Raw genomic sequence first — 13,091 nt, 5'->3', positions numbered from 1 at the left:
GCAAAGGCCAATTATTTGGCCTTTTGTTATATTAGCTAACCCGTTTTGTATAGTATGGCGAAACCCAATTAACTGGCTATCTGATTGGCATAATCTACCAGTGCTTTTAGTTGCAGACACTTCTCTTTATCTTCTTGATGTTCAATAAATAATTGCTCGATAGTTTGCAGATATTCGGTTATTTTCTCGCTGGTCAATCTATCCCGTCGGTGATGTAACCAGGCAAGCTGTTCTTGTTCTGTCAGTGTGGCCGGATAGTTCCTTGCACGGTAGCGAAAAAATAGTTGCTTCATGCGCGGATCGTCAAATTTGAGATCCAATGCAGGTAAATTTTGCGGTAAAATTTGACGGATAATGGCCATTGTTGAACGATCATGATCACCAAAAAAACCGGCATAAAGCTTAGTATCTACATCAGTTGCTTCAGGAAAGGGTTGCAGATCGGTAAAAAGCTGAATAACTTTATCACACACTTCACTATGTTGTCGCAATATGGCTAAATTATTCAGACAGACATCGAGATTTAGTGCTATGCGTTGTGCATCTGCTGCCCGCAGTGTGTTGGCCGGAGCCAGAATTGGACATTTATTAATATGTATCAGTTTAATAGGAATGGCTAATTCACCGGCTAACTCTGCTTTGGGTGTGTATAAACGTTGCCTTAGAGTATCACTATCTAATGTTAACAGTGGGCTAATGTCTGTCGCCAGATCACAGGCAATAATGGCATTACGGTTTTCGGGATGCCAGGCCAGTGGTGCAATTAGACTGGTATTGGCTCGTATTGCGCCCAACATGCCGGAAACATGCACTAACGGGGTCATGGCAATAATATCAATCAATTGGCGAATTTCATTTTTATTTCTTAATTGAAAAAAGTAATCGAACATCCTGGGCTGTGCTTGCTTAACTAATTTTGCCATTTTGATAGTAGCAAAAACGTCGGCCATTGCATCATGAGCATTTGCATGCTCAATACCGTTTGCAGTGGTCAGATGTTCTAATTTGAAACTAGATAGTCCTTCATCATTGTTAGGCCAGTTAATGCCATCAGGTCGTAGCGCATAGCAAGCGCGTAACACATCAAGTAAATCCCAACGTGAATTACCTTGCTGCCAGCTATAAGCATAAGGATCATAAAAATTACGGTAGAAAATATGACGAGTGACTTCATCATCAAATCGAATATTGTTATAACCTACAATACAACTATTAGCTATGCTAAATATTCCATGAATACGTTTAGCAAATTCAGCTTCATTTATGCCATGAGTTATTGCATATTGGGGCGTAATACCCGTAATCATTACGGCTTGAGGTTGAGGGAGATAGTCATCGGCAGGGGTACAGTAAAAAATTTGTGGCTCTTCGATAATATTAAAATTTGAGTCGGTTCTGATGCTGGCAAATTGTGCGGGTCGATCGAGAGCAGGATGCTGCCCAAATGTTTCATAATCGTGAAACAGAAATGAGGGTTTTTGCTTATTGGCCAAAATATTTTCCCAATTTTTATGTAGTGCAATATGTTGTTTAATAATATTAAAATATTCTAATCTGACAATGAATGTTTTTTTACTCTCTGTGTTAACTTATTTTTAATGACTGATTGATGAGTCCAGCATAAATGAATTTTGTATTTTAAATTATCCGCAATCTCAATAATACGCCGTTAATGGATATTTAAGCTGAATATGATTATTATGTAATGAATTATCATAGTATTAGTGCTAACTTTGAAAGTTTCACTTATTTATCATTTTTTGTTTAACTAAATTTCGGTTATTAATAACACAAAATTAATAAAGATAGACCAAAAGCATCATTATCAGTGCAAAGATAATAAAACAGAGTAGAAATCTTAGAAATTGGCTTGTGTCATTAAGTTAATCTCCGTATTCGTGTAGTTTATTATTCATAATGCATATGTTTTATTGAAAGGTATAGAAATGACAAGTAAAAATAAGCAGTCATTCCAAAATGTACTGGAGTTTGTACGTATGTTTCGTCGTAAAAATAAGATCAAACGTGAATTAGCGGATAATGAAAAAAATTCGTGATAATCAGAAACGAGTTTTGCTGTTGGATAACTTAAGTGAATATATTAAAGAAGGCATGACTATTGAAGAGATCAGAACAATAATTGCTAATATGCGTAGTGATTATGAAGATCGGATCGATAATTATAATATCAAGAACGTAGAATTATCAAAAGAACGTCGGGAGTTTATCACAAAAATTGAAAACCACGGCTGATACTAACAGCTAATAGAATTTGCTTAGACTTATAAATTCCCTGTAACATTTTTTTATTACAGGGATTTTATTAATCGTTACTTCATATTAAAACTCAAATTTGGATCTATTACCGTATAGGTTTGTTGGTAAGTTAGCTTATTTTCAGTAATATTTGATAGCTCTATGGTAATATCTTGCCGAATAACTAATCCTATTTGAGGGAGTTGAATACGTTGGTGATTGCCGGTAGCAGGTAAATTAAGTAGTCCACCAGGCTGAAGGATAGTGTAATCTAATGAACTGGTTTTTAGGCAGCACTCAACCATTGATTTATGGCGAATTGACATACCAAATAGCGCCTTAGCTTTAGATGAGAGATATTTCCAACTATCACCGCAGCCAACAGAGGTCACCAATAATAAGCGTCGCATATTTAACGTTTCGGCCGATTTAATAATATTAAGATTACCAGTTAGATCAGCGCTCTTACCGCCTATAGTATTAAATGTAATGCTGTTATTAGAAATATCAGCTAATGTATTTTTTATGTCGTTATATTGGTAAGCATCTCCTTCAATAACTTGCGCGCCTATTTTGTGTTAGTCGCGTTTTATATTTTGCATTACGAATAAAAGCGATGACTTGATGACCTTGCCGAAGACCATATTGTACAAGATGATAACCAATTCCTTTACCTGCGCCAAAAACAATCCGTTGAGACATATTTATTCCTAATTTAATAATAAAGAATACATATTTTACTAAAAGTATTCTGATATTAAACGCCAATAAGTAAGTTTTAGTTAAAATTAAGAATAAAAAAATGCCCTAATTTGGGCATTTTTTTATTGATTATTATTTGGGTTTAAACATATTGGATGTAGCTATATTTGTGGCAATATGACCACCTGCACCATTTTTACCATGGAAAGTTATCGCAGGTCGTACGTAAGCTTTAATTTCCAAACCGCTTTCAATAATTTCTGGCGCCGGTGCTTTTGTGGTTGGCGCATGGGAATAGCCTATTTTTTTTACTAATTTTATCGCAGCAGTTTCTTTTTTTCGATGACTTGCCTTTTTTACAATGACATCGGTCACAGAAGATATATTTGGCTGAACATGGCTATAATTTTCATCCGATGAGTCTGATGTTTTTTCCTGACTGATTTCATCGCCTGAATATTCATCCTTTTTAATCTCATTGGCTATGAAAAGTTCATCATTAACCGGTTGCCCATTTTGTAGCTGATCGGTTGCTCCACTATCTATTAGCGTTTCTACAACCACATTATTGTTGTTTTCTGGCATTACTTTCGCTTCAATAAGTGGTTGACAAGCTTTTTCGTTTTGTTCAGTACCTTGAGACTTTATGGGAATAAGCAATACTTCTGCAGAGGGCAGTAAGCTTTTTTCCATCGTTGATTGAGCCGCTTCACTAATTGGTACTGTTTTTTCTTCTGCTTCAACTTTATCAATGATGTCATTACAGTCAATTGGATTGGCAGAAGATGCTATTTTTTCATTAAATGTCATCATATTTTTACTATTTGATGATATTTCATTCAATTCATTTAACTTAATCGGGTATTGAATCCAGACTTTACCTGAAGATAATTCAGGCGAAGCAACGGCCATTTTTAATGGTACTAATGATTTGCTTTGATTTTCATCACGATAACGACGACGGCGTTGCCCGCTAACGCGTAGGTGGCGAGGCGATCGTCTTGATCGCCGAGGAATGATCGTTTCTTGTCGTTCATTAGCATAATTAGTAGCTGCTTCTTGAGATTCAAACTGTTCGGTGACATGCGGCATATAGGTTTTTTGCTCCGCTAGCAGAATCGGTTCGGCAGTTAACAAACCAGGCTCATCATCTGCACTATTGGCAATAGGCAACTTAATATCCTGATATTCTTTATCAATAGATAGTTTTTGCTGCTCAGTTGCACTATTTACAACCCGTATAGATTGAACTAGTTGAAGCTGTTGACGGCGAGGAGAGGTAACGACCGTTCTTTCCGTTTCGGCCTCTTTCTTGTCAAGTGGTTGTGTTTTAGTTTCAAGTTGCAGCTGGAGTTTTTCTTCTTGACGACGACATTCAGCTCGCTGCTCGCGACGCTGCTGTTGAGTTTCACGTGCTGCGCTCTCTTGAGTATCATTAAAATGACTTTTCTGATTACGACTCTTACGTGATTGTTGCTCATCGGTATGCCCACGATTTTGACGGTTATCGATATTGTCATTCTGTTCACGGTGTTGAGTTGGCCGCCGATTATTACGTCGCTCACTATTACGTCGCTTATCATTACCACTTTTCGATTTTTTTTCTGCTTTTTCGATTGGTTGCGGTGATTCGGTAAATAATTTTTTCAAGAATGAGGTAATTTTATTAAACAGACTTGTCGAAGTTTGCTTGTTGGTTAATTTACTCTGTTTACTTGATTTGCCCTTAGCAACCCCGGCATTTTTTGTATCTGCTTGAGATTGAAGAGCAAAAGTAGAAATAGCCGGTTGTTCAGGTAACTTTTTCTCACTGGCGCCATCATCTATTAGATTATTGGTTTCAGCTTCGTGATACTGAGCGAGATAGTAACTTAATGCTGAAACTTCTTCACCCTTACGAATGCGGATCACATTAAAATGCGGTGATTGCATCTGATCGTTAGGAGCAATAATGACACGTATATTGTGTTGCCGACGTTCAATTTCATTGACAGATTGGCGTTTTTCATTCAATAGATAAGAAGCAATTGGTACCGGTACAATAGCATGTACTTCATGGGTATTTTCTTTTAATGCTTCTTCTTCGATCAAACGTAAAATAGAGAGTGAAAGTGATTCATTATCACGGATTGTTCCTGTGCCGCTACAACGAGGGCAAACGTGATGACTGGATTCACCGAGTGACGGACTCAAACGTTGGCGTGACATTTCTAGTAGACCAAATCGTGATATCCGAGCGATTTGGATACGTGCTCTGTCTTGGCGTACGGCTTCACGCAGACGATTTTCAACTTCACGCTGATGGCGGACGGGTATCATATCAATAAAATCGATAACAATCAGTCCACCTAAATCCCGTAACCGTAATTGACGGGCAATTTCATCAGCAGCTTCTAAATTGGTGTTGAATGCGGTTTCTTCAATATCGCCACCACGGGTTGAACGTGATGAATTAATATCGATAGCAGTTAATGCCTCAGTGGCATCGATAACCAGTGCACCACCCGACGGTAAACGAACCTCACGTTGAAAAGCCGACTCGATCTGTGATTCGATGTGATAGTGGCTAAAGAGTGGAACATCTCTACTGTAATATTTGATTTTACTTGCAAAATCACCACGACCAATCGCTTCAATATGATGACGAGCCATTTCGACAATTTTCGCATTATCAATCAGGATTTCACCAATATCAGGGCGCAGGTAATCACGAAACGCCCGCACAATGACGTTACTTTCTTGATGAATAAGGAAAGGCGCTGATCGATTTTCTGCGGCTTTTTTTATGGCTTGCCAATGTTTAAGACGATATTGTAGATCTCGCTGTAGCGCTTCCGCTGATTTACCTACACCAGCAGTACGGACAATTAATCCCATACCATCGGGTATTTCTAATGAGGGCAATGCCTCTTTCAGTTCTGTGCGATCTTCACCCTCAATACGTCGTGATATTCCACCTGCGCGAGGGTTATTTGGCATTAAAACAAGATAGCTACCAGCTAAACTAATAAAAGTCGTTAGCGCCGCCCCTTTATTTCCTCGCTCTTCTTTATCAACTTGGATAATAACTTCCTGGCCTTCTTTTAAAACATCCTTTATGTTTGGCCTACCGTGGGGTTGATAATGGCTAGGGAAGTATTCACGAGCAATTTCTTTAATCGGGAGAAAGCCGTGCCTTTCTGATCCATAGTCAACAAATACTGCTTCTAGACTAGGTTCTATACGGGTAATTTTGCCTTTGTAAATATTTGCTTTTTTTTGTTCGTGTCCGGGATTTTCAATATCTAGGTCATAAAGACGTTGCCCATCTACAAGAGCAACGCGCAACTCTTCTTGTTGAGTTGCGTTAATTAACATTCTTTTCATTATAAATACTCATGATTCTACTAAGTCAAAAAAGTTGCGACTAAAAATGGTTACTGTTGACCGATGGTTTCGTGACTTTTACAAAATCGTCAACCTCGAGGTTGACGGTTGTATTGAAACGCAATTTTTCGGCGAAGCTACGTTTAAATAAAATGCTGCATTCTTAAAGTTAGTACTGTTGCTGAATTTATCCGTTCAATGTACAGTTTAGCTAATCCAGTAAACCTTTGTTCACATTCAATAATTTATTTTGATTTTACACACCGTCTTACACCATTGCTGCGTTTATGTGTTATCAAAATAGATCGATCTCAAATTACGCCAACGCTTGTTTTTAATAAACATTATGGCAACTGTCAATTATTCCATTGCTTATGGGTAGATATCAAGATAACTTTTGCTCTTTATTGCGTTTTTATAGGGAAAAATGTGAAAAAAATGCATTTGACAACGGAATTGACAAAGTTTAAGAAAAAAAGGCTAAAACAAGGTATCATAATATTCGGTCGCAATATTTAACAAGTTTAAATGTTAACAAAATGTTATAATTAGATAATGAAAATACAGAATAAGGTCCAATTTGTTACTATCGATAATGATAAAGCAGGTCAACGTATTGATAATTTTTTATTGACACGTTTAAAAGGTGTTCCTAAGAGTATGATTTACCGTATTATTCGCAAGGGTGAAGTAAGAATAAATAGCGGTAGAATCAAACCTGAATATAAAATTCAAGCAGGCGATTTAATCAGGATCCCACCCGTTCGGCTGGCAGAAAAGCCACAGAATGTTATTTCGGCTAAATTGGATAAGGTAGCCGTACTCACTGACTATATACTTTACGAAGATGAGCATCTGCTGGTTTTGAATAAACCTTCTGGTATGGCTGTTCATGGTGGCAGTGGGGTAAATTTTGGTGTTATTGAAGCTTTACGCGCATTACGTCCTGAAGCACGTTTTTTGGAACTTGTTCATAGGTTAGATCGCGAAACATCGGGTGTTTTACTAATAGCGAAAAAACGTTCGGCTCTTAGGCTATTACACCAACAGTTACGTCTGAAAAAAATGCAAAAACAGTATATTGCGTTAGTGAAGGGGCAATGGCCGCTGCATATTAAAGTTATTCAGGCACCTTTATTAAAAAATATTTTACAAAGCGGCGAACAGATAGTGAAAGTCAGCGCTGATGGTAAACATTCAGAAACCCATTTTAAAATTGAAGAGCGTTTTTCTAATGCTACGTTAGTCAATGCTAGTCCAATAACAGGGCGAACACATCAGATCAGGGTACATGCACAATATGCAAAGCATCCTATAGCATTTGATAACCGTTATGGTGATCGCGATTTTGATCAACAGTTAACGATTACTGGTTTGAAACGACTTTTTTTACATGCAACTTTATTAATGTTTATCCATCCGGCAAGTGGGGAAAAATTAACTTTCAACGCCCCTTTAGATCAACAACTTAAGAACTGTTTAGCAAGATTACGTAAGCAATAATGCATCGCTAATCAAATTAGCAAACCAGTTTGCGTTATAAACTGGTTTGCTTTTTGTATGTTGTGAGATAGTTAATTGAGAGGATTGATGCCATTAGCGCGTAACATATTGATTAAACTAATTAAAGGTAAGCCGATTAAAGTATTAGGATCCCGTCCAACAAGTTTTTCAAATAATGTGATGCCTAATCCTTCTGACATAAAAGCCCCGGCGCATTGATAAGGCTGTTCTTTTGTAAGATAGTTTTCAATTTCTGTATCTGTTAAATGGCGAAAATAAACAGTGAAAAGTTCACATCTAGCATTGTATTTTCTGGTTTCACTATCAAATAAACAGAGTCCGGTATAAAAGATAATTTTTTTGCCAGAGGCTTGCTTCAGTTGCTTGGTTGCTTTGCTATGAGTTAGTGGTTTTCCTATTATTTGATTTTCTTAGGATACAGACTTGATCCGCACCTATTATTAAATGTGTAGGGTATTTAGTTACTAGTGATTTTGCTTTTTCAATGGCTAAGCGAGTGACGAGAAAAGTTGCCGATTCATTGATTAATGGGGTTTCACCTATATTAGGTGCATCTGTAATACAATAAAAGGTAGGCCTAACTTTTGTAGTAGCTGATAGTGTGAAGATGACATTGACGCCAATACAGTTGATTTCATAAAACATCTAAAATTAATAGCCAAATGAGGTGAGACATTTTAAACTAAATAGAGCTTAAATAGCGAATATTTGGTGGAAAAATAAGCAAAAGCAGCCTTTTCGTTTGACTATGTCTCATTACAAAGATAATATGCGCGCCTTATGCAAAAGGTAAAATTACCCTTAACGATTGATGCGCATCGCGCAGCACAAAAAACTCGATTATTCAGGATTATTATTCACCTGAACAGGTTTTGCGTGTCGTAGAATCAGTAGTAAGTATAGATAGCGATGTAACTAGTGAGCTATCGTTTCCAATAGATAATCAACATTTAGTTGTCACAAAAGGCGATTCTAATGTTAATGTTACGTTAAAATGTGAGCGTTGTGGTAAAAATTTCAACCACCCCATGTTCATGTAACTTATTGTTTTAGTCCTGTCATTGATGATGAGAGGATTGTGTTATTACCAGAAGAGTATGAGCCAATACATTATTGATCAATTTGGTGAAATAGATTTGCTAGCAATGATTTAAGATGAAATAATTCTCTCTTTGCCGGTGATCCCGGTTCATAACTCTGAACGCTGTGAAGTGTCCGACGCGGATATGCTTTTTGGTAAGTTGCCTGATGAGGCAGAGAAACCAAATCCCTTTACCGTATTAGCTAGTTTAAAAAAGTACTTAAGGAGTAAAGTCAATGGTCGTACAACAAAATAAACCCACTCGTTCTAAACGTGGTATGCGTCGCTCACATGATGTATTGACAACTGCCGAAGTGTCGGTAGATAAAACTTCTGGTGAAACTCATTTGCGTCATCATGTGACTGCTGATGGTTATTACCGTGGTCGCAAGGTTATTAATAAATAGTTTTTGTGTTAATTATTAAACGATTAATGCCTTGGCTAATTTAACCTTAGTATTAGATGCGATGTGTGGGGATAATGGTCCTCGCATTATTGTGCCAGCTGCATTGCAGGCACTCGTTTCTAATCCACAGTTAAGATTATTACTGGTCGGTATTCCCGAAATTTTAAACCCATTGCTTCCAGATCAGCGCGCTGATCTGCGTGATCGGTTGCAAATTATTCCTGCTGAATATGCTATTGCTAATGATATTAAGCCATTACAAGCAATTAGGCAAAGTAAAGGCTCGTCAATGCGGATTGCTCTAGAATTAGTGAAGTCTGGTCAGGCGCAAGCGTGTATTAGTGCTGGAAATACTGGTGTACTTATGGGGTTAGCAAAACTCATATTAAAAACAATAAATGGTATTGAAAGGCCAGCGTTGACAACGATTTTGCCAAATCAAGAACATGGTAAAACCGTTATTACTTGATTTAGGCGCTAATGTTAACTGCGATAGTCAAATGCTAGTACAATTTGCCGTGATGGGAGCAGTAATGGCTGAAGAGGTTGCTAATATAAGCAATCCACGAGTAGCATTATTAAATATTGGTGAAGAAGAAAATAAGGGTTTAGATAATATCCGCGAAGCCGCCTCAATATTAAAAGCAACACCTTCTATTAATTATATTGGTTATCTAGAAGGTAATGAGTTATTGACGGGTAAAACTGATGTATTCGTTTGTGACGGCTTCGCAGGTAATGTAACGTTGAAAACAATGGAAGGTGTGATACGCGTTATTTTATCTTTAGTAAAATCTTCAACTACAGAAAATAAGATCTCATCTTGGCTGATGAAGTTGATTAAACCGTGGTTACAGAAACGTATCTCAAAACGTTTTGGTCACCTGGATCCTGATCAATATAATGGCGCTTCACTTTTAGGATTACACGGCATTGTAATTAAAAGTCATGGAGCGGCAAACCAAAAAGCATTTAAAGCTGCAATTGAACAGGCGATTCAGGCGGTAGAAAAGCAAATTCCTGATAGAATTGCGACTCGCTTGAATACTTTACTACCCAATAGTGATTAAAGCAAAATGTATACAAAAATCTTAGGTACAGGCAGTTATTTGCCCGTACAGATTCGTACGAATGCTGATTTAGAAAAAATGGTAGATACTTCTGATGAATGGATAACTACCCGAACAGGAATTAAAGAACGTCGCATCGCAACAGCAGAAGATAATGTATCTACAATGGGTGCTAATGCTGCGCAAAAAGCGTTAGAAATGGCTGGCATCGCAGCTAATGAAATTGATTTAATCATTGTAGCAACGACTTCTTCGACCCATGCTTTTCCAAGTGCGGCATGCCAAATCCAACAAATATTAGGCATTAAAGATTGTGCTGCATTTGATGTTGCTGCTGCATGTGCTGGCTTCACTTATGCACTGAGTATTAGTGATCAGTTCATTAGAACAGGGATGGCGAAGAAGGCATTAGTTATTGGTTCTGATGTATTATCTAGAGTATTAGATTCGAATGATCGTAGTACACTTATTTTATTTGGTGATGCAGCAGGTGCAATCGTTGTCGGCGGTTCACCAGAGCCAGGGATTTTGTCAACCCATTTACATGCCGATGGTAATTATGGTGATTTATTAACTTTACGCCATCAAGAGCATAGTAAATGCTTAGAGCCAACTTACGTCACAATGGCGGGTAATGAGGTTTTTAAGATCGCGGTGAGTGAGTTAGCTAATGTAGTGGGTGAAACATTAGAAAAAAATGCACTGGATAAATCAAAATTGGATTGGTTAGTCCCGCATCAAGCTAATTTACGGATTATTCAAGCAACAGCAAAAAAGCTGGCTATGCCAATGGATAAAATCGTTATTACGCTGGATAGACACGGTAATACTTCAGCAGCATCAGTACCGACAGCGTTTGATGAAGCAATCAGAGATGGCCGCATACAGCGAGGGCAAATGGTATTACTTGAAGCATTTGGTGGTGGTTTTACTTGGGGCTCAGCGCTGATCCGTTTTTAAATTATACAGGAAAATAAAAAATGTCTAATTTTGCAATGATCTTTCCTGGCCAAGGTTCTCAACCCCTTGGCATGTTAGCTGATCTAGCAAAAGAGTTTGCAGTAGTAGAGGAAACGTTTGCTGAGTCTTCTAATGTATTAGGATATGATTTATGGGATTTGGTCCAAAGTGGCTTAGAAGAAGAATTAAATAAAACTTGGAAAACACAGCCAGCACTTTTATCTGCATCTGTGGCAATTTTTCGAGTATGGCAGGAAAAAAAAGGCAAAATGCCTACACTAATGGCAGGCCATAGTTTAGGTGAATATTCTGCATTGGTCTGTGCCGATGTCATCGATTTTAAATCCGCCGTCAAATTGGTAGAATTACGCGGGCAATTGATGCAAGAGTCTGTGCCGGCAGGGATGGGAGCTATGTATGCAATTATTGGTTTGGATAATGAATCAGTATTAGCATCGTGTCAGCAAGCTGAACAAGGCCAAGTGGTTTCTGCAGTTAATTTTAATTCGCCAGGTCAGGTTGTTATTGCCGGTGAGAAAAGCGCTGTTGAGAGAGCGGCTGCCTTATGTAAAGCTGCTGGTGCAAAACGTACTTTACCGTTGGCTGTCAGTGTACCTTCACATTGTGCATTGATGCAGCTTGCTGCAAAAAAATTAGCGCAAGCATTAGAAGAAGTTGTATTTAATAAACCTAATATCGCTGTTGTAAATAATGTCGATGTCAAAATCGAAAATTCGGTAGAGGGTATTCGACAGGCTTTAGTCAGGCAGCTGTATAATCCTGTACGCTGGGTTGAAACCATCGAATTCATGGCTGAGCAAGGAATCGTGCAACTATTAGAAATGGGGCCAGGTAAAGTATTGACTGGTTTAACTAAGCGCATTGTGAGTACGATTAATTCGGTAGCGATTAATGATACGGCATCATTAATCGCTGCGTTGATAAATAATTGAGGAAAACATGATTTTTGATGGAAAAATAGCCTTGGTAACTGGGGCAAGTCGTGGTATCGGGCGATCAATAGCTGAACTGCTAGCTGAACGTGGTGCGAAAGTAGTTGGTACTGCTACAAGCAAAGAAGGTGCCGAGGCGATTAGTAGCTATCTTGGTGATAAAGGTAAAGGTTATGTCTTGAATGTGACAGACACTGAATCTATTGATAGTACTCTATCCAAAATTCGTGCAGAATTTGGTGAAATTGATATTTTAGTTAATAATGCAGGTATTACCAGTGATAATCTATTGCTGCGAATGAAAAAAGAAGAGTGGGACAGAGTTATTGATACAAACTTAACTTCGATCTTTAGTCTAGCCAAAGCTATAATGCGTTCAATGATGAAAAAACGTTATGGTCGCATTATCTCTGTTGGCTCAGTGATTGGCACATTAGGTAATGTTGGACAGGCAAACTATGCAGCGGCTAAAGCAGGTGTTATCGCTTTTAGTAAATCATTAGCACGTGAAGTAGCTACCCGCGGTATTACGGTGAATGTTGTTTCACCTGGTTTCATAGAAACCGATATGACTCGAGCATTGACAGATGAACAGCAAGTAGGCATTTTAGCTAATGTTCCTGTGGGGCGGCTCGGTGATGCAAAAGAAATTGCCAGTGCTGTAGCATTTTTAGCTTCTGATGAAGCAGCTTACATTACGGGTGAAACATTACATGTCAATGGTGGCATGTGTATGATTTAAAAACCAATGAATCATTTGCATGGTTAACGC

9 protein-coding genes and 4 pseudogenes are annotated in these 13,091 nt (G+C 38.0%); 8 read left to right on the top strand and 5 right to left on the bottom strand.

Annotated elements, in window-relative coordinates; translation table 11 throughout:
- Window positions 1-68 precede the first annotated feature (68 nt).
- A complete protein-coding gene (gene sbcB, locus ARADI_RS05225; protein WP_119711363.1) occupies window positions 69-1,496 on the bottom strand; it encodes an exodeoxyribonuclease I in 1,428 nt (475 codons plus the stop codon).
- 450 nt (window positions 1,497-1,946) lie between these two features.
- Between sbcB and ARADI_RS05220 the strand changes: the two are divergent.
- A pseudogene (locus tag ARADI_RS05220) lies at window positions 1,947-2,253 on the top strand (DUF496 family protein).
- Between the two features lie 77 nt (window positions 2,254-2,330).
- Here ARADI_RS05220 and ARADI_RS05215 read toward each other — a convergent pair.
- From ARADI_RS05215 to rne, 3 genes are all read right to left on the bottom strand, one after another.
- Window positions 2,331-2,783 carry an NAD(P)H-binding protein gene (locus ARADI_RS05215; RefSeq protein WP_238149251.1) on the bottom strand — a complete coding sequence of 151 codons (453 nt, stop codon included), beginning with the start codon at window positions 2,781-2,783 and terminating at the stop codon, window positions 2,331-2,333.
- A gap of 25 nt (window positions 2,784-2,808) precedes the next feature.
- Entirely contained in the window at window positions 2,809-2,958 is a 150-nt protein-coding gene (locus ARADI_RS05210; protein WP_182853098.1) for a hypothetical protein, read from the bottom strand.
- Window positions 2,959-3,090: 132 nt separating this feature from the next.
- A complete protein-coding gene (gene rne / locus ARADI_RS05205) occupies window positions 3,091-6,324 on the bottom strand; it encodes a ribonuclease E (protein ID WP_119711361.1) in 3,234 nt (1,077 codons plus the stop codon).
- Window positions 6,325-6,879: 555 nt separating this feature from the next.
- On the opposite strand from rne, the gene rluC reads away from it, so the two are divergent.
- Window positions 6,880-7,827 (top strand): 23S rRNA pseudouridine(955/2504/2580) synthase RluC, encoded by a 948-nt coding sequence (rluC, locus tag ARADI_RS05200; protein ID WP_119711360.1) that lies wholly within the window; start codon window positions 6,880-6,882, stop codon window positions 7,825-7,827.
- A 71-nt stretch (window positions 7,828-7,898) separates the two neighbouring features.
- Here the strand turns inward: rluC and ARADI_RS05195 are convergent.
- Window positions 7,899-8,486, bottom strand: a pseudogene (locus ARADI_RS05195) (Maf family protein).
- Between the two features lie 142 nt (window positions 8,487-8,628).
- Between ARADI_RS05195 and yceD the strand changes: the two are divergent.
- From yceD to fabG, 6 genes and pseudogenes are all read left to right on the top strand, one after another.
- Window positions 8,629-9,185: pseudogene (gene yceD, locus ARADI_RS05190) on the top strand (23S rRNA accumulation protein YceD).
- Window positions 9,166-9,336 carry a 50S ribosomal protein L32 gene (gene rpmF / locus ARADI_RS05185; RefSeq protein WP_119711359.1) on the top strand — a complete coding sequence of 57 codons (171 nt, stop codon included), beginning with the start codon at window positions 9,166-9,168 and terminating at the stop codon, window positions 9,334-9,336. Before yceD ends, rpmF begins: the two are co-directional and overlap by 20 nt.
- Window positions 9,337-9,367: 31 nt before the next feature.
- Window positions 9,368-10,406, top strand: a pseudogene (gene plsX, locus ARADI_RS05180) (phosphate acyltransferase PlsX).
- Window positions 10,407-10,412: 6 nt separating this feature from the next.
- Window positions 10,413-11,366 carry a beta-ketoacyl-ACP synthase III gene (locus ARADI_RS05175; protein ID WP_119711358.1) on the top strand — a complete coding sequence of 318 codons (954 nt, stop codon included), beginning with the start codon at window positions 10,413-10,415 and terminating at the stop codon, window positions 11,364-11,366.
- Window positions 11,367-11,386: 20 nt separating this feature from the next.
- The gene (fabD, locus tag ARADI_RS05170) at window positions 11,387-12,319 is read left to right on the top strand and encodes an ACP S-malonyltransferase (protein WP_119711357.1); all 933 of its coding nucleotides are present in this window, start codon (window positions 11,387-11,389) and stop codon (window positions 12,317-12,319) included.
- Between the two features lie 7 nt (window positions 12,320-12,326).
- Window positions 12,327-13,061: a 3-oxoacyl-ACP reductase FabG gene (gene fabG / locus ARADI_RS05165; RefSeq protein ID WP_119711356.1), complete on the top strand. Its 735-nt coding sequence runs from the start codon at window positions 12,327-12,329 to the stop codon at window positions 13,059-13,061.
- Window positions 13,062-13,091 lie beyond the last annotated feature (30 nt).

This window comes from Arsenophonus endosymbiont of Aleurodicus floccissimus, assembly GCF_900343025.1.
In the GTDB taxonomy this organism is placed as follows: Bacteria; Pseudomonadota; Gammaproteobacteria; order Enterobacterales; family Enterobacteriaceae; genus Arsenophonus.
Note: the sequence above shows the minus strand (reverse complement) of the source record. Positions and strands in the feature narration are given on the sequence as shown.